This is a genomic window from Edwardsiella ictaluri ATCC 33202 (assembly GCF_000264785.1).
GTDB classification, from domain to species: Bacteria; Pseudomonadota; Gammaproteobacteria; order Enterobacterales; family Enterobacteriaceae; genus Edwardsiella; species Edwardsiella ictaluri.
The window spans coordinates 1-22,307 of record NZ_AFJI01000007.1; the positions used below are offsets into that span (position 1 = coordinate 1).

13 protein-coding genes and 2 pseudogenes are annotated in these 22,307 nt (G+C 59.1%); 10 read left to right on the forward strand and 5 right to left on the reverse strand.

What is annotated here, in order from left to right:
- Positions 1–175: 175 nt before the first annotated feature.
- From actP to acs, 3 genes are all read right to left on the reverse strand, one after another.
- Complete coding sequence (gene actP / locus EIEH_RS00225; RefSeq protein WP_015869645.1) at positions 176–1,837, reverse strand: cation/acetate symporter ActP; 1,662 nt, start codon at positions 1,835–1,837, stop codon at positions 176–178.
- Positions 1,834–2,145 carry a DUF485 domain-containing protein gene (locus EIEH_RS00230; protein ID WP_015869646.1) on the reverse strand — a complete coding sequence of 104 codons (312 nt, stop codon included), beginning with the start codon at positions 2,143–2,145 and terminating at the stop codon, positions 1,834–1,836. Before EIEH_RS00230 ends, actP begins: the two co-directional genes overlap by 4 nt.
- Positions 2,146–2,236: 91 nt before the next feature.
- On the reverse strand, positions 2,237–4,195 hold the full coding sequence (gene acs, locus EIEH_RS00235) for an acetate--CoA ligase (RefSeq protein ID WP_015869647.1): 1,959 nt from the start codon (positions 4,193–4,195) through the stop codon (positions 2,237–2,239).
- A 750-nt stretch (positions 4,196–4,945) separates the two neighbouring features.
- Between acs and EIEH_RS19535 the strand changes: the two are divergent.
- Positions 4,946–5,337 (forward strand): annotated as a pseudogene (locus EIEH_RS19535) (cation:dicarboxylate symporter family transporter); the annotation flags it as partial.
- A gap of 58 nt (positions 5,338–5,395) precedes the next feature.
- Here the strand turns inward: EIEH_RS19535 and tolC are convergent.
- Positions 5,396–6,823 carry an outer membrane channel protein TolC gene (tolC, locus tag EIEH_RS00245; protein ID WP_035608255.1) on the reverse strand — a complete coding sequence of 476 codons (1,428 nt, stop codon included), beginning with the start codon at positions 6,821–6,823 and terminating at the stop codon, positions 5,396–5,398.
- 216 nt (positions 6,824–7,039) lie between these two features.
- Here tolC and nudF point away from each other — a divergent pair, with 216 nt between their 5' ends.
- From nudF to metH, 9 genes and pseudogenes are all read left to right on the forward strand, one after another.
- A complete protein-coding gene (nudF, locus tag EIEH_RS00250) occupies positions 7,040–7,669 on the forward strand; it encodes an ADP-ribose diphosphatase (protein WP_015869652.1) in 630 nt (209 codons plus the stop codon).
- Positions 7,670–7,832: 163 nt separating this feature from the next.
- Positions 7,833–8,018 (forward strand): annotated as a pseudogene (locus EIEH_RS20040) (DUF1249 domain-containing protein); the annotation flags it as partial.
- A gap of 47 nt (positions 8,019–8,065) precedes the next feature.
- Positions 8,066–8,893 (forward strand): 3',5'-cyclic-AMP phosphodiesterase, encoded by an 828-nt coding sequence (cpdA, locus tag EIEH_RS00255; RefSeq protein WP_015869654.1) that lies wholly within the window; start codon positions 8,066–8,068, stop codon positions 8,891–8,893.
- Positions 8,894–8,895: 2 nt separating this feature from the next.
- Complete coding sequence (gene yqiA / locus EIEH_RS00260) at positions 8,896–9,477, forward strand: esterase YqiA (protein WP_015869655.1); 582 nt, start codon at positions 8,896–8,898, stop codon at positions 9,475–9,477.
- Between the two features lie 106 nt (positions 9,478–9,583).
- The gene (parE, locus tag EIEH_RS00265) at positions 9,584–11,479 is read left to right on the forward strand and encodes a DNA topoisomerase IV subunit B (RefSeq protein ID WP_015869656.1); all 1,896 of its coding nucleotides are present in this window, start codon (positions 9,584–9,586) and stop codon (positions 11,477–11,479) included.
- Between the two features lie 185 nt (positions 11,480–11,664).
- The gene (gene parC, locus EIEH_RS00270; RefSeq protein WP_015869657.1) at positions 11,665–13,947 is read left to right on the forward strand and encodes a DNA topoisomerase IV subunit A; all 2,283 of its coding nucleotides are present in this window, start codon (positions 11,665–11,667) and stop codon (positions 13,945–13,947) included.
- A 90-nt stretch (positions 13,948–14,037) separates the two neighbouring features.
- A complete protein-coding gene (locus tag EIEH_RS00275; RefSeq protein ID WP_015869658.1) occupies positions 14,038–14,781 on the forward strand; it encodes a 1-acylglycerol-3-phosphate O-acyltransferase in 744 nt (247 codons plus the stop codon).
- A gap of 48 nt (positions 14,782–14,829) precedes the next feature.
- Complete coding sequence (ftsP, locus tag EIEH_RS00280) at positions 14,830–16,248, forward strand: cell division protein FtsP (RefSeq protein WP_015869659.1); 1,419 nt, start codon at positions 14,830–14,832, stop codon at positions 16,246–16,248.
- 244 nt (positions 16,249–16,492) lie between these two features.
- Positions 16,493–20,197: a methionine synthase gene (gene metH / locus EIEH_RS00285; RefSeq protein WP_050977368.1), complete on the forward strand. Its 3,705-nt coding sequence runs from the start codon at positions 16,493–16,495 to the stop codon at positions 20,195–20,197.
- Positions 20,198–20,245: 48 nt separating this feature from the next.
- Here metH and lysC read toward each other — a convergent pair whose 3' ends face one another.
- Entirely contained in the window at positions 20,246–21,595 is a 1,350-nt protein-coding gene (gene lysC / locus EIEH_RS00290; RefSeq protein ID WP_015869661.1) for a lysine-sensitive aspartokinase 3, read from the reverse strand.
- Positions 21,596–22,307: the final 712 nt, after the last annotated feature.

Sequence of the window (22,307 nt, forward strand, 5' to 3'; positions counted from 1 at the left end):
CCTCATGCGCAAGCATGGGGTCTTTTTGCTATACGTAAAATATAAAAAGCCCAGCTAGCTGGGGAGGGGGAGCGTTAGAAATTCTGTGTCATTCCAGTAAGATACAAACAAAAAGGAATGACGCATGTCTCAGTTTAACGTGACACAGAATTCTGAACGCTCTCTTATTATTCGGTTAATGCGAGCTGCCCTGAGAGATGCTCAGCCCGGTTTGCGAACGGATAAACTGAGCTCGGAAGCGTTCCCGCTCCTGCTGCCCGGCCAGCGAACTGTCGGTGATCGAGAATAGCCATGTGCCGACAAAGGCGACGATCATCGAGAACAGCGCCGGATATTCATACGGGTAAATCGGCTTTTCATGGCCGAGGATCTGCACCCAGATCGTCGGGCCGAGGATCATCAGAACCACCGCCGTCAGCAGGCCCAGCCAGCCGCCAATCATCGCGCCGCGGGTGGTCAAACGCGACCAGTACATCGACAGGATGATGATAGGGAAGTTACAGCTGGCGGCGATAGAGAACGCCAACCCGACCATAAATGCGATGTTCTGCTTCTCGAATAAAATCCCCAGCGCGATAGCGACCAGGCCGAGTACCACGACGGTGATCTTGGAGACCTTCAGCTCGTCGCGCTCGGTCGCCTTGCCGTTTTTCATCACACTGGCGTACAGATCGTGGGAAACGGCCGAGGCACCGGCCAGCGTCAGGCCTGCAACGACCGCCAGAATGGTGGCGAAGGCCACCGCCGAGATAAAGCCGAGGAAGAAGTTGCCGCCAACGGCATTGGCCAGGTGCACCGCCGCCATGTTGGTGCCGCCCAGCAGCGCGCCGGTGGCGTCTTTGAACGCCGGATTGGCGCTGACCAGCAAGATGGCGCCGAAGCCGATGATAAAGGTCAGAATATAGAAGTAACCGATAAAACCGGTGGCGTAGAACACGCTCTTGCGCGCTTCTGTGGCGTCACTCACGGTGAAGAAGCGCATCAGGATGTGCGGCAGACCGGCGGTGCCGAACATCAGCGCCAGGCCGAGCGACAACGCGGAAATCGGATCGGAAACCAGACCGCCGGGGCTCATGATGGCGATGCCTTTCGGATGCACCTTCACCGCTTCGGCGAATAGGGTATTGAAGTCGAAGTTGACTGACTTCATCACCATCAGCGCCATAAAGCTGGCGCCGGCCAACAGCAGCACCGCCTTGATGATTTGTACCCAGGTGGTGGCCAACATGCCGCCGAACAGCACGTACAGCACCATCAGGATACCGACCAGGATCACCGCTACGTGGTAGTTGAGCCCGAACAGCAGCTGGATCAGCTTGCCGGCGCCGACCATCTGCGCGATCAGATACAGCGCCACCACCACCAAAGAGCCACAGGCCGACAGAGTGCGGATCGGTTTCTGCTGCAGACGGTAAGAGGCGACATCGGCAAAGGTATAGCGGCCAAGGTTGCGCAGGCGCTCCGCGATCAGGAACAGAATGATCGGCCAGCCGATGAGGAAGCCGATGGAATAGATCAGTCCGTCATAGCCCGAGGTGTAAACCAGGGCGGAGATGCCGAGGAACGAGGCGGCGGACATGAAGTCGCCGGCGATCGCCAAGCCGTTTTGTAGGCCGGTGATGCGCCCGCCCGCGGTGTAGTAGTCCCGGCGGGAACGGGTGCGTTTGGACGCCCAGTAGGTGATGTACAGGGTGGCGCCGACAAACAGGATAAACATCACGATCGCCTGGATGTTCAGCGGCTGACGATGCACTTCGCCGGCGATGGCGTCGGCATGGGCCAGACCGGGCAGCGACAGCAACGCGGCGGCGGAAAGGGCGGAGCATAAACGCTTCATTGTTTCACCTCACTCAGGATTTCTGCGGTGAGACGATCGAACTCGCCGTTGGCGCGGAATACATAGATCCCGGTCAAGATGAAAGAGATCACGATCAGCCCGACACCAACCGGGATCCCGCGGGTGATGGTCGATCCGGCGGCGATCGGCGTGCCGAGCCATTGCGGATCGAAGGCGATCAACAGAATAAAGCCGACGTACAGCGCCAGCGTAATCAGCGAAAGCAGCCAGACGAACCGGCCGCGTTTTCTCACCAGCTCTTTAAAGCGCGGGTTTTCTTCAATCTCTTGATAAATGGTGTCATTCATCAGAGTGTCTCCAGTAGGTATTGATAGAGTACGCCGCGCCAGGGCCGCTCAACGGCGTGTTATCCGAATAAGCGGCCTGAAGCGGCGTAAATTATGACGGCACTTTCATTGATTGTTTTTCTTCCAGCAGCTTGTCGACTACGGCCGGATCGGCCAGCGTTGAGGTATCTCCCAGATTGCTGATATCGCCGCTGGCAATTTTGCGTAGGATACGGCGCATGATCTTGCCGGAGCGTGTTTTGGGCAGAGCATCGGTCCAGTGCAATATATCCGGTGTGGCGATGGGACCAATCTCCTTACGTACCCAGTCACGGACCTCGGCATATAGCGCTGGCGATGGCTCTTCCCCTACGTTTAGAGTGATATAGGCGTAGATTGCCTGTCCTTTAATACTGTGGGGGATCCCGACGACGGCCGCTTCGGCAATCTTAGGGTGCGCAACCAATGCTGATTCGATCTCCGCAGTGCCCAAACGGTGCCCTGAGACGTTGAGTACATCGTCGACGCGACCGGTTATCCAGTAATAGCCGTCTTCATCACGCCGGGCGCCATCGCCGCTGAAATACATACCCTTGAAGGTGGAGAAATAGGTCTGTTCAAAACGTTCATGGGCGCCAAACAGTGTGCGCGCCTGCCCGGGCCAAGAGTCGAGGATTACCAGGTTGCCTTCACTGGCGCCCTCGAGGATTTCCCCGCTGTTATCGACCAGGGCTGGCTGTACGCCAAAAAATGGGCGGGTTGCCGATCCGGCTTTAAGCACGGTGGCGCCGGGCAGGGGAGTGATCATAAAGCCGCCGGTTTCGGTCTGCCACCAGGTATCCATGATCGGGCAGTGGCTGTTGCCGATGGTGTGGTAATACCACTCCCAGGCCTCGGGATTGATCGGTTCGCCGACCGATCCCATTATGCGCAGCGAGGTCCGATGGGTATCGGCGATGGCGCGTTTCCCCTCTGCCATCAGCGCACGGATTGCCGTTGGCGCGGTATACAGAATGTTGACCTGATGCTTGTCTACGATCTGACTGAGGCGATTAATGCCGGGATAGTTAGGGACGCCCTCGAACATCAGTGTAATGGCGCCGTTGGCCAAAGGGCCATACAGTAGGTAGCTGTGGCCGGTGACCCAGCCGACGTCCGCTGTACACCAGTAAATGTCACCGGGATGATAGTCAAAAACATACTTAAAAGTGGTCGCTGCGTAGACCAGATAGCCACCGGTAGTGTGCAGTACGCCCTTTGGTTTTCCGGTCGACCCTGAGGTATAAAGAATAAACAGCGGATCTTCGGAATTCATTTCCACTGGCGGGCAGTATTCGTCGGCGAGAGCCATCAGCTCATGCCACCAACGATCGCGATCGCTATCCCACTCTCCAGCGCCACCAGTACGGCGGAATACCACGACATGACGCACGCTGTTGACCTGAGGATGTTGCAGCGCTTCGTCGACGTTACGCTTGAGTGGAATGGTTCGCCCAGCGCGAATTCCCTCATCAGCCGTGATCACCAGTTTAGCTCCGGAGTCGATAATGCGTCCGGCAACCGCCTCTGGGGAGAAGCCGCCGAAGATCACAGAGTGTATGGCGCCAATTCGTGCGCAGGCCAGCATGGCCACTGCCGCTTCGACTACCATAGGCATATAGATTGCGACGACGTCGCCCTTTTCTACCTGCAGTGATTTCAGAACATTGGCGAAGCGGCACACTTCACTGTGCAACTGGCGATAGGTTACCCTGCGACTCTCCTGTGGATCGTCGCCTTCCCAGATGATGGCTGTCTGCTCACCGCGTTCAGCTAAATGGCGATCCAAGCAGTTGGCCGCCAGGTTGAGTGTACCATCGTCAAACCAACGGATATTGATATGGCCTGGATCGAAGGAGGTATTCTTGACCCGGCTATAGGGGGTTATCCAGCTGATGATCTGTCCCTGCTCTGCCCAGAATGCCTCGGGAGCCTCGACAGAGGCCTGATACATTTCACGGTACATTTCCGCATTGATAAAGGCATGCTGGGCAATATCTGCCGGAATAGGGTAGGTATGGATCTGGCTCATACTGCGTCTCCGCGCCGATGTTAACAATATGTCAATATAGAGTTAATTTTGGCTGCGGTTAGCGAATTGTGTGTTTTTTGCGCGCGCGATCACGTAATAACCGCAGAGCGACAGCGCAGCGTGGAGCATGCCTGATGAAGCGAGCGCACATTGAACGATAGTATGTTGCCCTAATTTGGCGCCCTAAATTGATGCGTGAGAGACATGGTGCCGAGGTTGAAGGATGCTGGCGGATTTTATCGGCTGTCGCAATATTGCTAAGTTTGCCTCTGGTTTTATTAACTGCCAATTTATTGATCACACAACAGAATATTATTGCTTAATTATATGTGTATAGTCATATATCCCGTTTTATTGCATAAATAATAATTATAAATCCAAGTGAGTGACGTACAGCGGACAGATTGTAGCGGATGATCGCCGAAGGGAAGTGACAAGAGATAAAAAAGGGCGTTGCGGCGCCCAATAAGAGTGAGGTTGCAGAGTGATGATGCGATTTAAATTGACCTGTGCGTGGCAGATTGTTATTGCACTGATTTTAGGGATTGCGGTTGGCGCAGCGCTGCATTATTACACCGAATCGCGCGGCTGGTCAGTAACGTGCTGGGGTCGGCCGGCGATATTTTTATTCGCCTGATTAAGATGATTGCTATCTCGGTGCTGATAGTCGAGATAGTCGAGATAGTCGAGATAGTCGAGATAGTCGAGATAGTCGAGATAGTCGGGATAGTCGGGATAGTCGGGATAGGGACTGTGTCGCTGCGCATTATGGAAAAGAGGGAGGCCTATGCGCGCCGAAGGCAATCACCAGATTTGTGGTATCGACGGGCTGTTCATTTAATCTGGATGGCTCGACGCGATGCTATATCAAATCATTGCGGCGATTTTTATCGCCAAGCTGTACGGTATCCAGTTATCGCTCATTCAGGAGTTCATCCTGGTTCTGACTCTGATGGTGACCTCGAAGGGCACCGCCGGCGTCCCCGGCATCTCGTTTGTGGTGATGTTGCGACGCTGGGCAGCGTCGGTATGGAGGGGCTGATCTTTATTGCCGGGGTCGATCGGATTCTGGATATGGCATGGAGCACACGGCGCTGAACGTGGTGGGAAACGTATTGATTGCAGGCGCGTGGCGTGGCTGAAAAACAAGGGCGGAAAATCCGCCCTTTCTTAATGTATTGTCGTCCGCACCGACGCTATTTAGCGTACGCCGCCACCGGGGATCGGCCCATTGGCTTTGGCGGCCTGGGCCGCATCATCAGGAGCAATGCTGTCGGCCGCTGTCGGGACCGTTTTGCTCAGATCGCCGTTGAGCATCAGCAGATCGTTTTGATTGAGGGTACCCAGCGCATACTTGATGTTCAGCTGGCTGATCAGGTAGTCATAGCGCGCGTTGGCCAGGTTCTGCTTGGCGTTGTACAGCGCCGTGGTGGCATTCAATACATCGACGATGGTACGGGTGCCCACCTGATAACCGGCCTGGGTGGCATCCAGGGAGCTTTGGGCTGAGACTACGGCCTGTTTATAGGCAGATACGCTGCTGATGGCGGCAGAGATGTTGTTGAAGGAGGAGCGGACATTCTGCACCACGCCGCGGTGGGCGCTGTCCAGGGCCTCGCTGGCGCCGACAAAGTTGTACTGCGCCTGTTTCACCTGCGAGTTGGTGGCACCGCCGGAGTATAGCGGCAGGTTAAAGCTCAGGCCCACAGTGTTCTGTCCCTGATAGCTGCTACCATTGCCTCCCCGCAGCGTTTCTTTCTGCGCGTTGGAGAGGGAGTTATAGTCGGTATTGCTGACGCCGGTGGAGGCTGTCAGATTCAGGGTCGGCATATAGCCGGTTTCTGCATACTTGATCTGCTGACGTGCCAAGTCCTGGCTCAGGCGGGCGCTTAACAGCTGCAGGTTGCGTTTCTCGGCCTCTTGCAGCAGCGCTTTCACATCGTCAGGGCGCTTGGTGCTGAAGCGATCGATATTCAGGGCGGAGAGCTGTGGATAGTACTGGCCGGTGATCTGGCGTAGGGCTTCCAGCGAGTTATCCAGATTGTTGCGTGCGCTGACCTCTTGGGCCAGCACCTGATCGTACTGCGCTCGGGCGTTCTGTACGTCGGTAATGGCCACCAAGCCGACCTTGAAGCGCTGGGTCGTCTGATCGAGCTGATTGTAAATCGCCTGTTTGTTGGCTTCGGTATAGGTCAGCTGATCGATGGCACGCAGCACGTTAAAGTAGGCGGTGGCAGTATTCAGCATCAGCGTCTGTTCAGAGGACTGATAGGATACATCCTGAATTCCGGCCTGCTTTTCGGTCAGCGAGAGCTGACGCCATTTGGACATATCAAAGATTGTCTGCGTCAGCGCCAGGGTAGCCCCGTAATTATTTGAGTTTAGGCCACTGCTGTCGCGAAAGCCGTTGGTATAGGTATAGTCAGCGCCAAGCCCCAGCTGTGGCAGCAGCGGGCTGCGGGACTCATTGATCTTTTCAAATGCAGCATCACGGTTAGCAGCAGCCTGACGGAGATCCGGGTTGCTTTCTTTGGCCTGCTGATATACCTGCATCAGGTTTTCTGCCTGACTTAATGCACTGAAGCCACTGAGGCTTAGGCCAATAAGAAGAGGGAGCAGTTTCTTCATTTGCATTCCTTGTTATGCAGAAAATATGGTTGGCGCAGCATAGACCTAAGGTCTTAGACTGCCAATTTTACCAGAGAGCTGCCTCTGTGACGGGTGGCCGAATGTGCCATTCTTGCTAAATCATCCAAGTTTAGGTGCGCTAACCGTCTCGTTAAAGTGTCCGGTTTACTTAGGTTTAGTTCCGGTGCTCTTTCAACCAATAAAGGATATTACGTTATGTGTGTCGACAAACCCAGCCCTGTCAACTTCGGTAAAGATGATGTGGAAATTATCGCACGGGAAACCTGCTACCGTGGTTTTTTTTCACTCGATCGCTACCGTTTCCGTCACCGCCTGTTTAACGGCGAAATGAGCGGCGAAGTAGTACGCGAGGTATTTGAGCGTGGTCACGCAGCAGTGCTGTTGCCCTATGATCCGCGGCGCGATGAAGTGGTATTGATTGAACAGCTGCGCATGCCTGCTTATACCAGCAGTCACACGCCCTGGTTGTTGGAAATGGTCGCAGGGATGATTGAGATGGGTGAAAGCGTAGAGCAGGTGGCCCGACGTGAAGCGCAGGAGGAGGCCGGGATTACCGTGGGACGTTGTCAGCCGGTGCTGAGCTATTTGGCAAGTCCGGGAGGTACCAGCGAGCGGTTGTCCATTGTGGTCGGTGAGGTCGATGCGACCACGGCATTCGGGGTGCATGGGCTGGCGGAGGAGCATGAGGATATTCGTGTCCACGTGGTCAGCCGTGCGCAGGCATATCGCTGGGTAGAACAGGGCGTTATAGACAATGCGGCATCGGTGATCGCCCTGCAGTGGCTGGCGCTGAATCATCGGCGTTTGCGGGCGCAGTGGGCCTGAGCGGACAGCGCCCATGCGGAGGTGTAAAAATTCAGACTCTCAGGGGATTGCCGGATCGGCGTGAGAGTCGATACCATTAACGTGGTTGTCTGCTGCGGCCGGGTGCCTCTTTGGGCCTGGCTGATAGCCTCTACCCTTGGACTCTCTCCGGTGGTGCAATGGCGTTATGGAATTGTGTGCAATACAGCAGATCTCCCAATTCAAAGCACGCTATGATAACCCGAACAAAAAGTTGCATCAGTGCGATGAAAAGCATCAAATTAACTGGATTTCGGCAAACGGATGCTCCGCAGGGTTGGCACAGATGCAGGGTGTTTTTTTAACTGTTCATTTCGATTTATCCGTGTAATCGCCGTTTTGCATGTTCTGACAGACTCAAGTCATAAAGGACGTTATTTGGAAAGCCTGTTTCATCTGGCCGTAGCGAGTGGGGCGCCGGTCAGATTATTGCAAATTACTGATACCCACCTATTTGCAGGGCAACAAGAGACCCTGCTGGGGGTCAATACCTACCGCAGCTATCAGGCTGTATTGGCGGCGATCCGCGCTGAGGCGCATCCGTTCGATCTTATCGTCGCGACGGGAGACCTCGCGCAGGATCACTCCGCAGCCGCCTATCGGCATTTTGCCGCGGGTGTTGCCGAGCTGCACAGGCCCTGCCTGTGGCTACCGGGGAATCATGATTTTCAGCCAGCGATGGTCGACGCGCTGGCGCAGGCCGGTGTACATGCAAACAAGCGGGCTCTGCTGGGGGAGTGCTGGCAGATCGTCTTGCTGGACAGCCAGGTCGTTGGCGTTCCACACGGTGAGCTGAGCGATTATCAGCTCGAGTGGCTGGAGCTGACGCTGGCTAGCGAACCGCAGCGCCACACGATGCTTCTGCTGCATCATCACCCACAGCCCTCAGGCTGTACCTGGCTGGATCAGCACAGTCTGCGCAATGCGCACGCGTTGGATGAGATCCTGCGGCGCTATCCCCAGGTCAATACGCTGGTGTGCGGTCATATTCATCAGGAACTGGATCTGGACTGGAACGGGCGCCGACTGCTGGCGACGCCGTCGACCTGCGTTCAGTTTAAACCGCTGTGCACCAATTTTACCATTGATACCATTTCTCCGGGCTGGCGCTATCTGACCCTGTATCCTGACGGGCGCGTGACCACGGCGGTGCATCGCCTGGCCAGCAGTGAGTTCAGGCCGGATTTGGACGCAGACGGCTATTGATAATGCCTACTCTTCTCTATCTTCACGGTTTTAACAGTTCTCCCCGCTCTGCCAAAGCGATGGCGCTGCAGTGCTGGCTGGCCGAGCACCACCCGCAAATAACCATGCTGATCCCGCAGCTGCCGCCATACCCCGCCGATGCGGCGCAGATGCTGGAGGAGCTGGTGATGGAGCGCGCGGGGCGCCCCTTGGGTCTGGTGGGCTCCTCTCTTGGGGGATATTATGCCACCTGGCTTTCCCAGTGTTTTACCCTGCCGGCGGTGGTGATTAACCCGGCGGTAAAGCCTTTCGAGCTGCTGCTGGACTTTTTGGGGCAGAATGAGAACCCCTACACCGGGCAGCAATATGTGCTAGAGTCACGCCACGTCTTTGATTTGAAGGTGATGCAGGTGGACCCTCTGGAGTCACCGGATCTGATCTGGTTGCTGCAGCAGACCGGCGACGAAGTACTGGATTACCGCCAGGCCGTGACCTACTACACCCCATGCCGCCAGACTATTGAAGAGGGCGGTAATCACGCTTTCGCCGGGATTGAGCGCTTTTTCCCGCAAATCATAGACTTTTTGGGGCTGAGCGCGGAGTAGCACGCCGCCGCCCTATACCGACGGGTGGGTAAAGCAGGGGACGCACTGACGGTATCCCCTGCTTTTCCCATCTAATTGATAAACATCGACTTTTACGAATCATAAGATGACGCAATCCAGCTATAATGCTGACGCCATTGAGGTGCTCAGCGGTCTTGAACCCGTGCGCCGCCGCCCGGGGATGTATACCGATACCACCCGTCCCAACCATTTGGGGCAGGAAGTGATCGATAACAGTGTTGATGAGGCGCTGGCCGGTCACGCGACGCGTATTGAGGTGATCCTGCACCCCGATCAGTCGCTGGAGGTGATCGATAACGGGCGTGGAATGCCGGTCGATATCCATCCTGAAGAGGGCGTCCCGGCCATTGAGCTGATCCTTTGCCGCCTGCACGCCGGGGGTAAATTTTCCAACAAGAACTACCAGTTTTCCGGCGGTCTGCACGGCGTGGGGATTTCGGTGGTCAACGCCCTGTCACGCCGGGTTGAGGTCAGCGTCCGCCGCGATGGCCAGATCTATCAGATGGCGTTTGAAAACGGTGAAAAGGTGGAGGATCTGCACGTCAGCGGAACGGTGGGACGGCGTAACACCGGCACCAGCGTACACTTCTGGCCCGATGCGCAGTTCTTTGACTCCGCCCGTTTCTCGGTTTCGCGTCTGACCCATTTACTGAAGGCGAAAGCGGTGTTGTGCCCCGGTGTGGAGATTCTGTTCCGCGATCTGGTCAACGGCAGCGAACAGCGCTGGTGCTATCAGGATGGCCTGACCGACTACCTGATGGAGTCGGTCAATGGGCTGGTGACGCTGCCGGAGCAGCCGTTTACCGGTACCTTCGCCTCCGATACCGAGGCGGTCGACTGGGCGCTGCTGTGGCTGCCCGAGGGCGGGGAGCTGCTGACGGAGAGCTACGTTAACCTGATACCGACTCCACAGGGCGGCACCCACGTGAACGGCCTGCGTCAGGGGCTGCTGGATGCGATGCGTGAATTCTGCGAGTTCCGTAACCTGCTGCCGCGCGGCGTCAAGCTGACTGCTGACGACATCTGGGAGCGCTGCGCCTATGTGCTGTCGGTTAAGATGCAGGATCCGCAGTTTGCCGGGCAGACCAAAGAGCGTCTCTCCTCACGTCAGTGCGCCGCCTTTGTCTCCGGGGTGGTCAAAGATGCCTTTAGTCTGTGGCTGAACCAAAACGTGCAGTCGGCCGAACTGCTGGCTGAGCTGGCGATCAACAGCGCCCAGCGCCGCATGCGTGCGGCAAAGAAGGTGGTGCGTAAGAAGCTGACCAGTGGACCGGCATTGCCGGGTAAGCTGGCGGACTGCAGCGCTCAGGATCTGAACCGCACCGAGCTGTTCCTGGTGGAAGGGGATTCGGCGGGCGGTTCGGCCAAGCAGGCGCGCGATCGTGAATACCAGGCGATCATGCCGCTGAAGGGGAAGATCCTGAATACTTGGGAGGTCTCCTCCGATGAGGTGCTGGCGTCGCAGGAGGTGCACGATATTTCGGTCGCTATCGGTATCGATCCGGACAGCGATGACCTCAGCCAGCTGCGCTATGGCAAAGTCTGTATCCTGGCCGATGCGGACTCGGACGGACTGCATATCGCCACCCTGCTGTGTGCGCTGTTCGTTCGCCACTTCCGCCCGCTGGTGCAGGCGGGCCACGTCTATGTCGCGATGCCGCCGCTGTACCGTATCGATCTCGGCAAAGAAGTGTTCTATGCCCTGAGCGAAGAGGAGAAGGCCGGGGTGCTGGAGCAGCTGAAACGCAAGAAAGGCAAGCCCAACGTGCAGCGCTTTAAAGGGCTGGGCGAGATGAACCCGCTGCAGCTGCGTGAAACCACGCTGGATCCCAATACCCGCCGTCTGGTACAGCTGGCCATTGAGGATGAGGATATGGAGCGTACCGTTGCCGTCATGGATATGCTGCTGGCCAAAAAACGCGCCGAAGATCGCCGCAACTGGCTGCAGGAAAACGGCAATCTGGCTGAGCTGGACGTGTGACGCATCCCGCCATACATCCGACAGGCTGCCCGCGGGTGGCCTGTTCTGTTTTCTCCTTAAACGGCGCCGCCCTGCGCGACGCGCTGTGACAGTCGGGCAAAAAATACGTTACTATCGCGGCCATTGCATGATTTTACTGCGATCGTCTGTCCTGCGGGACAATGGCCGCGTCCAGAGGATGACCAATGAGCGATCTGACTCATGACAACAGTGAGCGTGTAGCGCTCCATGCGTTTACTGAAGACGCCTATCTGCAATACTCCATGTACGTCATCATGGATCGCGCGTTGCCCTTTATCGGCGACGGGCTGAAGCCGGTTCAGCGCCGCATCGTGTATGCGATGTCTGAGCTGGGGCTTTCCGCCAGCGCAAAATTTAAAAAGTCGGCGCGCACCGTCGGTGATGTGCTGGGCAAGTATCACCCCCACGGCGACAGCGCCTGCTATGAGGCGATGGTGCTGATGGCGCAGCCCTTCTCCTATCGCTATCCACTGGTGGATGGACAGGGAAACTGGGGGGCGCCGGACGATCCGAAATCGTTCGCGGCGATGCGTTATACCGAATCACGTCTGTCGCGCTACGCGGAGATTTTACTCAGCGAGCTGGGACAGGGCACGGTGGACTATGTCGCCAACTTCGACGGCACGCTGCAGGAGCCTAAATTCCTGCCGGCGCGGCTGCCTAATATCCTGCTGAACGGCACGACCGGTATCGCGGTCGGCATGGCGACGGATATTCCGCCGCACAACGCGCGCGAGGTCGCGGCGGCGTTGGTGGCCCTGCTGGACAATCCGCAGAGCTCGCTGGACGATCTGCTGACGCACATTCAGGGGCCGGATTTCCCGACCGAGGCAGAGATCATCACGCCACGTGACGAGATCCACAAGATCTATCGCACCGGTCGAGGATCGGTACGCATGCGGGCGGTATGGCGCAAGGAAGAGGGCGAGATCGTGATCAGCGCCCTGCCGCACCAGACCTCCGGCGCCAAGGTACTGGAGCAGATAGCCAGCCAGATGCGGGCTAAGAAGCTACCGATGGTCGACGATTTGCGCGATGAGTCGGATCATGAGAATCCGACACGTCTGGTGATCGTACCGCGTTCTAACCGGGTCGATCTCGATCAGCTGATGAATCATCTGTTTGCCACCACCGATCTGGAAAAAAGCTACCGCATCAACATGAACATGATCGGTCTGGATCGGCGTCCGGCGGTGAAAGATCTGCGTGAGATCCTCAGCGAGTGGCTGAGCTACCGCCGTGAGACGGTGCGTCGCCGCCTGAACTACCGTCTGGAGAAGGTGCTGAAGCGCCTGCATATTCTGGATGGCCTGCTGTGCGCGTTTTTGAATATCGACGAGGTGATCCATATCATCCGCAGCGAGGATGAGCCCAAGCCGGTGCTGGTGGCGCGCTTTGGCCTCAGCGATACTCAGGCTGAGGCGATTCTGGAGCTCAAACTGCGTCATCTGGCCCGCCTGGAAGAGGTGAAGATCCGGGGCGAACAGGACGAGCTGGCGCAGGAGCGGGATCGCCTGCAGACGCTGCTGGCCTCCGAGCGTAAGCTGGGTACGCTGATCAAGAAAGAGATCATGGCGGATGCCGAAACGTACGGCGACGCACGGCGCTCACCGCTGCAAGAGCGTTCTGAAGCGCGGGCGATGAGCGAACACGACTTTGTCCCGAACGAACCGGTGACCATCGTCCTGTCTGAAGGGGGGTGGGTACGCAGCGCCAAGGGGCATGACATTGATCCGAGCGGACTGAACTATAAGGCGGGCGATGCTTTCCGCGCCGCTGCGCGCGGCAAGAGCAACCAGCCGGTGGTCTTTATCGACTCCAGCGGACGCAGCTATGCCCTCGATCCGCTGACCCTGCCGTCGGCGCGTGGGCAGGGTGAGCCTTTGACCGGTAAACTGACGCCGCCGCCGGGGGCAACCATCGAACACGTACTGATGGCTGCGGATGATCAGAAGCTGCTGATGGCCTCTGACGCAGGCTATGGTTTTGTCTGTACCTTTAGCGATCTGGTCGCGCGTAACCGCGCAGGCAAGGCCATGTTGACGCTGCCGGAAAATGCCAATGTGCTGACTCCGCTGGAGATTAACGGTGACGATGACATGCTGCTGGCCATAACCGAGGCTGGACGGATGCTGATGTTCCCGGTACACGATCTGCCGCAGCTCTCCAAGGGCAAGGGGAATAAGATCGTCTCCATCCCCGCAGCACAGGCCGCCGCCGGTGAGGATACGCTGAAATGGTTGCTGGTACTGGCGCCGCAGACATCGCTGACGCTGCATATCGGTAAGCGTAAACTGGTGATGAAACCACAGGATTTGCAGAAATTCCGTGCCGAACGCGGGCGCAAGGGAACCCTGCTACCGCGGGGACTGCAGCGCATTGAGCGGGTAGATGTGGATGCCCCGCTGTCGCTGCGTCTGGACGCTGATGCCGAGGGCGACGCGTAATCCCAAGGCCGCCCAGTGGCGGCCTGAGAGGGTCAGCGCTGCGGCTACCGTGCCGGGCGCCTGGCCCGGTATTCTGTTTATGAGGTTGTTATGCTATTCATTTTCCGGGTCATACTGATCACGTTGCTGTGCCTCGTCATCTGCATTGTCGGTTCGCTGTATTGCCTGTTCAGCCCGCGCAACCCGCGCCACGTCGCGCGTTTTGGCCACTGGTTCGGCCGCTTATCGCCGCTGTTTGGCCTGAAGGTTGAAACGCGCCTGCCGCCGGATGCCGCAACCTATGGCAACGCCATCTATATCGCCAACCACCAGAACAACTACGACATGGTAACCGCCTCGAATGCGGTGCAACCGAACACAGTGACCGTCGGTAAAAAGAGCCTGGCCTGGATCCCCTTCTTTGGGCAGCTGTACTGGCTGACCGGTAACCTGCTGATCGACCGTAAGAACCGTACCAAGGCGCACAATACCATTGCCGCGGTGGTGGAGCAGTTCCGTACCCGTCGCATCTCATTCTGGATGTTTCCTGAGGGGACCCGCAGCCGCGGGCGTGGTCTGATGCCGTTTAAGACCGGTGCATTCCACGCGGCGCTGGCCGCCGGGGTGCCTATCGTACCGATCTGCGTTTCCAGCACCCACGACAAGGTGAAGCTAAACCGCTGGAATAATGGCGTGGTGATCGTGGAAATGCTGCCGCCTATCGATACCAGCCGCTGGGGTAAAGATCAGGTGCGTGATCTGGCTGAACACTGTCGTACCCTGATGGCCGAAAAGATAGGGCAGCTGGATGCCGAAGTCGCGGCGCGCGAGGCGCAGGCTGGCAAACGCGCCTGACGTCAGCGTGGTCTGTCCGGACGCTATTTTTGATTTACGGGAGAAGTTATGTCACTCAGTCGACGTCGGTTTATTCAGGCCTCCGGGCTGGCGCTGTGCGCCGGTGGGCTGCCGCTACAGGCTCGGGCGAGTGGGACACAGGCCGTGCTGCCAGTGCCGCCGTTGTTGGAGTCACGCCGCGGTCAGCCGCTGTTTCTGTCGCTGGAGCGTACGCATTGGGCCTTCATGGGGGGGCGCAAAGTGGGGACCTGGGGCGTGAACGGTGTTTATCTGGGACCGACAGTCAGGGTGCACAGCGGTGACGATGTGAAGCTGATTTACAGTAACCGGTTGAGCGAATCCGTGGCGATGGAGGTCGCCGGCCTGCTGGTGCCCGGTCCTCTGGTCGGGGGACCGGCGCGCCAGATGTCGCCCGGGATCGACTGGTCTCCAGTTCTGCCTGTTCGCCAGGCGGCGGCGACGCTGTGGTATCACGCGGATACTCCGCGGCATATGGCGCCCCAGGTCTATAGTGGTCTGGCCGGCCTCTGGCTGGTTGAGGATCAGTACAGCAAGAATACACCGCTGCCGAATCACTATGGGGTGGATGATTTTCCGCTGATCCTGCAGGATAAGCGTCTGGATAACTTTGGTGTACCCGAATACGATCCCCCCGCCTCCGGCGGCTTCCTGGGCGATACCCTGCTGGTCAATGGCGTGCAGGACCCTTATGTTGAGGTATCGCGCGGATGGGTACGTTTGCGTCTGCTCAACGCCTCCAACGCGCGGCGCTACTTGCTGCAGCTCTCCGATAGGCGTCCCTTCTTCGTGATCGCCAGCGATCAGGGGCTGTTGCCTGCACCGCTGCAGGTCGATACTCTGCCGCTGGCACCGGGCGAGCGCCGTGAAGTACTGATCGACATGAGCAAGGGCGAAGAGGTCTCTATCACGGCTGGTGAGGCCGCCGGTATCATGGATCGTTTGCGTGGGCTGTTTGAACCGTCGTCGATGCTGGTGTCTACCCGGGTGTTGACCCTGCGTCCTACCGGGTTGCTGCCGCTGATGACCGATTCCCTGCCGGCGCGTCTGGCCGCCGATCCACTGCCGGAGGGCGACATCGTCAATAACCGTAGCATCATGCTGGGCAGCGCCTCCAGTCCGGGGATTAACGGGATGCTGTGGGAGCCAGGGCGTATCGATGTCCAGGCGCGTCAAGGCACCTGGGAGCGCTGGACGGTGCGTGCGGATACGCCGCAGTCTTTCTATATACAAGGGGCCCAGTTCCTGGTGAAAAGCGTCAACCATGCGCCGCCACTGGTAGAGGATCGCGGCTGGAAAGACAGCGTCTGGGTTGACGGCGAAGTCTCGCTGCTGGTCTATTTCCCGCAGCCCTCATACGAACACTTTCCGTTTCTGTTCTACAGTGGAACCCTGGAGCTGGCCGATCGCGGCAGCGTTGGCCAGATGGTGGTTCAGCCGGCCCAATAGCGGCCGATCTCCTCCCGCGGACGCCCTGTGCTGTCCGCGGGGTATCCCGCTCCAGCACGCGCTCTGCCGCCGACACGCCGGAGCCTACCCTACGCCGTTACCCGCCATTTCCCCCGCCTACCGCTACATGAAAAAGCCTCAACTGCCGCGCCGCTGCTATCCACTTCAGCTGTGCTAGGATGGAAAAAACGGCGGTTTTACGGGTAAAACCGTCAGCGGGCTTATCGGGCAGCATACTGCCGACATGACGGGACAAGGAGTGAGTGTGAATACGACGTGTGAACGGTTACGCCGCCGGTTGGATAAGCGGATTTTGGTATTGGATGGCGGCATGGGAACCATGATCCAGCGTTACGGGCTGAGCGAACAGGATTTCCGCGCCGAACGTTTTGTTGATTGGCCCTGCGATCTGAAGGGAAACAACGATCTGCTGGCGCTGACCCGTCCCGATATCATCAGCGCGATTCATTATGCCTACCTGGAGGCGGGCGCCGACATTCTGGAGACCAACACCTTCAACGCAACGCGCATCGCCATGGCGGATTACCGCATGGAGGCGCTGGCGCCGGAGATAAACTACCGGGCTGCCAGCCTAGCGCGGGCCTGTGCTGATGAGTGGACGGCGCGCACGCCGCACCAGCCGCGCTTTGTGGCGGGCGTGCTGGGGCCGACCAACCGTACGGCGTCGATCTCGCCGGAGGTCAACGATCCCGCCTGTCGCAATATTACCTTCGATCAGCTGGTGGCGGCCTATCGTGAGTCGGCGCGGGCGCTGATTGAGGGGGGCGTCGATCTGCTGATGATCGAAACCGTCTTTGATACCCTGAATGCCAAGGCGGCGGTCTATGCGCTGGAGTGCGAGTTTGCCGCGCTCGGCGTCACGCTGCCGGTGATGATCTCCGGCACCATTACCGATGCCTCCGGGCGCACCCTGTCGGGGCAGACGACCGAGGCATTTTATAACGCTCTGCGCCACGCCCGCCCGCTCTCTTTCGGTCTGAACTGCGCTCTGGGGCCGGAGGATCTGCGTCAATACGTGGCGGAGCTGTCCCGGGTTGCCGAGTGCCATGTCAGCGCCCATCCCAACGCCGGGCTGCCCAATGCCTTTGGGGAGTATGATCTGTCACCGCAGGCGATGGCGCAGCAAATTGCCGAGTGGGCCCGCGCGGGTTACCTGAATATCGTCGGCGGCTGCTGCGGCACCACGCCGGAGCACATTGCTGCCATCAGCCGGGCGGTACAGGGCATCGCACCGCGCGCCCTTCCCGCGCTGCCGGTGGCCTGCCGTCTGTCCGGCCTGGAGCCGCTGACGATCGATGAAACGAGTCTGTTCGTCAACGTGGGTGAACGCACCAACGTGACCGGCTCTGCTAAATTTAAGCGACTGATTAAAGAGAATAAATATGATGATGCGCTGGACGTGGCGCGTCAGCAGGTGGCGAGCGGCGCGCAGATCATCGATATCAATATGGATGAGGGGATGCTGGATGCTGAGGCGGCGATGGTCCGCTTCCTCAACCTGATCGCCGGTGAGCCGGATATCGCCCGGGTACCCCTGATGATCGACTCCTCCCGCTGGTCGGTGATCGAGGCGGGGCTGAAGTGCATCCAGGGGAAAGGCGTCGTCAACTCGCTCTCCCTCAAAGAGGGAGAGGCGAACTTTCTGCAGCACGCTCGTCAGGTGCGCCGCTTTGGCGCTGCGCTGGTGGTGATGGCCTTTGATGAGCAGGGGCAGGCGGATACCCTGGCGCGTAAGGTGGCCATCTGCCGTCGCGCCTATCAGCTGCTGACCGAGCGTATCGGTTTCCCGCCTGAAGACATCATCTTTGACCCCAATATTTTTGCCGTGGCCACCGGCATTGAAGAGCACAGTAACTATGCCGTCGATTTTATTGCAGCCTGTGCGGAGATTAAGGCGCAATTACCCCACGCCCTGATCTCCGGCGGGGTGTCGAATGTCTCTTTTTCTTTCCGCGGTAATGAGGCAGTGCGTGAGGCGATCCACGCGGTTTTTCTGTATCACGCGATTCGCCACGGTATGGACATGGGGATCGTTAACGCCGGGCAGCTGGCTATCTATGACGACCTGCCGGACGATCTGCGTACGGCGGCCGAGGCGGTGATCCTGAATCAGGGGTCTGATGCCACCGATCGCCTGCTGGCGCTGGCGGAGCGCTACCGCGATAGCCAGGGCAGCACGCAGGCGGAGGGGCAGCAGGCCGAGTGGCGCAGCTGGCCGGTGGCGCAGCGCCTGGAGTATGCCTTGGTCAAGGGCATCGGTGAGTTCATTGCGCAGGATACCGAGGCGGCGCGTCTGGAGGCCGACAGGCCGATTGCGGTGATCGAGGGGCCGCTGATGGCGGGGATGAACCGGGTCGGCGATCTGTTTGGCGACGGTAAGATGTTTCTGCCGCAGGTGGTGAAGTCGGCACGCGTGATGAAGCAGGCGGTGGCCTATCTGTCACCGTTTATCGAGGCCAGCAAGCAGCGCGGCAGCAGCGCCGGTAAGGTCCTGCTGGCGACGGTGAAGGGCGACGTGCACGACATCGGCAAGAATATCGTCGGCGTAGTGCTGCAGTGCAATAACTATGAAATTATCGATCTGGGGGTGATGGTGCCCGCCGAGCGAATCCTGCGGGTGGCGCGCGAGGAGCGGGTCGATATCATCGGGCTGTCGGGGCTGATCACCCCCTCGCTGGATGAAATGGTCAACGTGGCCAGCGAAATGGAGCGGCAGGGGTTCACGCTGCCGCTGCTGATCGGCGGGGCGACGACCTCCAAGGCGCATACGGCAGTGAAGATTGCCCCCGCCTACGGCGGGCCGACGGTCTATGTGCAGAATGCGTCGCGCACCGTCGGCGTGGTGGCAGCTCTCCTGTCGGAGGCGCAGCGGGGCCCGTTTATCGAGCGGACACGCCGGGAGTATGAGGCGGCACGCGCCCAGCATGGTCGCCAGACGCCGCGCACGCCGCCGGTGACGCTGGCGCAGGCCCGCGCCAATGGCGTCGTCACCGACTGGTCAGCCTGTCCGCCGCCGGTGCCGCAGCGCTTAGGGGTACAGACGATGCAGCCGGGGATTGCGCGTCTGCGCGACTATATCGACTGGACGCCGTTTTTCCTCACCTGGTCATTGGCCGGGAAATACCCGCGGATCCTGCAGGATAAGGTGGTCGGCGAGGAGGCGCGGCGCCTGCTCGCGGATGCCAATGGGTTACTGGATAGGCTGGAGGCGTCCGGCAGCCTGACGCCGCGCGGGGTGTTCGGCCTGTTCGCGGCGAACCGGCGGGGGGACGATGTGCTGATTTACCGCGACGAGAGCCGCCGCGAGGTGCTGGCCGTCAGCCATCATCTGCGCCAGCAGAGCGATAAAAGCGCGGGGCCCAACTACTGCCTGGCCGACTTTATCGCCGCGGCGGATGAGGGTATCGCTGACTATATCGGAGCCTTTGCCGTGACCGGCGGGCTGGAGGAGGAGGCGCTGGCGCAGGCCTTTGATGCGCAGCACGATGATTACCATAAAATCATGGTTAAGGCGTTAGCCGACCGTCTGGCGGAGGCCTTTGCCGAATACCTGCATCAGCAGGTACGCAAAGTGCACTGGGGCTATGCCGCCGACGAGGCGCTGGACAACGAGCAGCTGATCCGAGAAAACTATCGCGGCATTCGCCCGGCGCCGGGCTATCCGGCCTGTCCGGAGCACAGTGAAAAGGCCACGCTGTGGCGTCTTTTAGACGTTGAGCGCCATACCGGCATGCGGTTGACGGAGTCTTACGCGATGTGGCCGGGCGCCTCGGTGTCCGGCTGGTACTTCAGCCATCCCCACAGTAAGTACTTTACCGTTGCGCGCGTCCAGCGCGATCAGGTGGCGGACTATGCCGCGCGCAAAGGGATCCCGCTGGCTGAGGCCGAGCGTTGGCTGGCGCCCAATCTGGGCTATGAGGTGGAGTAAGCTCCCGCTTATCCGGCCCCGTGGGGGCCGGATGACCGCTCCGCAGCGCTATTCGAACAGTTGTGCGTGCAGGGTGCGCACCACCGCATCGGCGTCATTTCCCGGCACCAGGAAGCACAGGTTATGGCTGCTGGCGCCGTAGCAGATCATGCGGATATTGAACGGCTCCATCGCGCCGAAGATCCGGCGGCCAACGCCGCAGGCGCTGCTGAGCTGATTACCGATCAGCGCCACCAGCGCCAAATCCTCTTCAACCTCGACCCGGCACAGGGCGGAAAGCTCGGTCAGCAGGGCGCTGGTCAGCAGGCTGGCGCCACCGGTGCAAGAGCCGGTGGTATCCAGCGTCAGCGCGATACTGACTTCTGAGGTGGTGATCAGATCCACGGAGATGCTGTGGCGGGCCAGAATACCGAACACCTCGGCCAGAAAGCCGCGGGCGTGCAGCATATTCAGGCTGTGCAGCGTCAGCAGCGTCTGGCTGCGCCGCAGCGCCAGCGCGCGGAATAGCGGCGGCTGCGCGCTTTTATTGCATACCAGGGTGCCGCCGGCGTCGGGATCGCGGCTGGAGCCAACAAAGACCGGGATATCGCAGCGCACTGCCGGCAGCAGGGTGGCCGGGTGCAGCACCTTTGCGCCGAAGGTCGCCATTTCGGCCGCCTCGGAAAAGGCGATCTCATCGATGCGCCGGGCGGCGGGGACGATGCGCGGATCAGTGGTATAGATCCCCGGCACATCGGTCCAGATATCGACGCGCGCCGCGTCCAGCGCCTCGGCCAGCAGGGCGGCGGTGTAGTCGCTGCCGCCCCGTCCCAGGGTCGTGGTGCGCCCTTTGCTCTCGCTGCCGATAAACCCTTGGGTAATGATCAGCTGCTTGGCCAGGCGTGGCGCCAGAGACTGCTGCGCCCGCGCCTGCAACTGTTCCCGATCCGGCTCGGCTTTACCAAAGCGGTCATCGGTGCGCATGATCCTGCGGATATCAAACCACTCAACGCTGACGCCGCGAACACGCAGCAGCTCGCTGAACAACAGCGTCGACATCAGTTCGCCGTGGCTGACCAGCTCATCCGTCAGCGCCGCAGAGGTGGCCAGCGCCGCGGCTTCGGCCAGCATGGCGATATTTTCCAGCATGCGCTCAATTTCACTGCGTATCGCGGCACCGTCGGGGAGCGCCGCCAGGATCGCGTCATGAATGCGGCGAACCTCGCCTATCAGGCGCAGCCGTTCTGCGGCACCCTGACCCTCGGCCAGCGTAATGAGATGGTTGGTGACGCCCGCGGCGGCGGAAAGCACCACCACGCGTACGGCGGGATTGGAGAGAATGATGTCAGCGCAGCGCAGCATGGCGTCGGCATCGGCTACGCTGGTGCCGCCAAACTTTGCAATGATTGTCTGTTGCATGTGATGCCTCGTGTCAGGGGCCGGTGTCCGTGTTGTCCGGCAGCTCATTCCATTAGCCCGGTGCCGGGCATGCGCTAAACGATACGGGGCGACGTAGGTGCGCTCCGCAGGTACTCCACCTTACCGTTCCTTCCACCGTGGCTGGGGTACGAGGTGGCAGCCTAAAGGATTGCCCAGATGGCCGCTGCGCGGTTGCCCGGCGATCCCGGTCAGCGTTGCTGAATGGCGATGCCGGGGCCGCATACCGCCACGATAGGCGCAGACGGCCTGTACACGGGATGTACAGGGTGTTTTTAGAAATAACGGCTTATGCCGGGTGTGTCAATGGCATTGGGATGAGTGATTTTCAATTTGACCTGCGCAGTATTACCGTTACTGATTATTGTTTTTATCACATTGAAATATATGAAATAAAACTAATCTCTTGGTCATTAGTCCGCGCGAGTCTGCGGCGTATAGACATCGTATTTGCTAATCTTGCCGCCTGAAAAATCGCCGCTTCATCTTGGCGTCCGGCCGTTCACACCCGCGGACCCCTGCGGATGACGCCGTGATTTTCAGCGTGGGAAACAATGGTTGCTGAATGGAGTCAGTATCAGGCAGTATCGGGGATGAGAGTTTTAGTCGATCGCAATAAAAGGGATCGCAACACGGCGTGAAATGGATACAATTTAACGCACGTAGGAAAAGATGAACCGGTACCCTATGCCGT

What these genes read in the sequence shown, in the direction of transcription:
- EIEH_RS00230 (WP_015869646.1), bottom strand. Translation starts at nt 2,145, where the DNA reads ATGAATGACACCATTTATCAAGAGATTGAAGAAAACCCGCGCTTTAAA.
- tolC (WP_035608255.1), bottom strand. Translation starts at nt 6,823, where the DNA reads ATGAAGAAACTGCTCCCTCTTCTTATTGGCCTAAGCCTCAGTGGCTTC.
- acs (WP_015869647.1), bottom strand. Translation starts at nt 4,195, where the DNA reads ATGAGCCAGATCCATACCTACCCTATTCCGGCAGATATTGCCCAGCAT.
- EIEH_RS00275 (WP_015869658.1), top strand. Translation starts at nt 14,038, where the DNA reads ATGCTATTCATTTTCCGGGTCATACTGATCACGTTGCTGTGCCTCGTC.
- actP (WP_015869645.1), bottom strand. Translation starts at nt 1,837, where the DNA reads ATGAAGCGTTTATGCTCCGCCCTTTCCGCCGCCGCGTTGCTGTCGCTG.
- parC (WP_015869657.1), top strand. Translation starts at nt 11,665, where the DNA reads ATGAGCGATCTGACTCATGACAACAGTGAGCGTGTAGCGCTCCATGCG.
- yqiA (WP_015869655.1), top strand. Translation starts at nt 8,896, where the DNA reads ATGCCTACTCTTCTCTATCTTCACGGTTTTAACAGTTCTCCCCGCTCT.
- lysC (WP_015869661.1), bottom strand. Translation starts at nt 21,595, where the DNA reads ATGCAACAGACAATCATTGCAAAGTTTGGCGGCACCAGCGTAGCCGAT.
- ftsP (WP_015869659.1), top strand. Translation starts at nt 14,830, where the DNA reads ATGTCACTCAGTCGACGTCGGTTTATTCAGGCCTCCGGGCTGGCGCTG.
- metH (WP_050977368.1), top strand. Translation starts at nt 16,493, where the DNA reads ATGACGGGACAAGGAGTGAGTGTGAATACGACGTGTGAACGGTTACGC.
- nudF (WP_015869652.1), top strand. Translation starts at nt 7,040, where the DNA reads ATGTGTGTCGACAAACCCAGCCCTGTCAACTTCGGTAAAGATGATGTG.
- parE (WP_015869656.1), top strand. Translation starts at nt 9,584, where the DNA reads ATGACGCAATCCAGCTATAATGCTGACGCCATTGAGGTGCTCAGCGGT.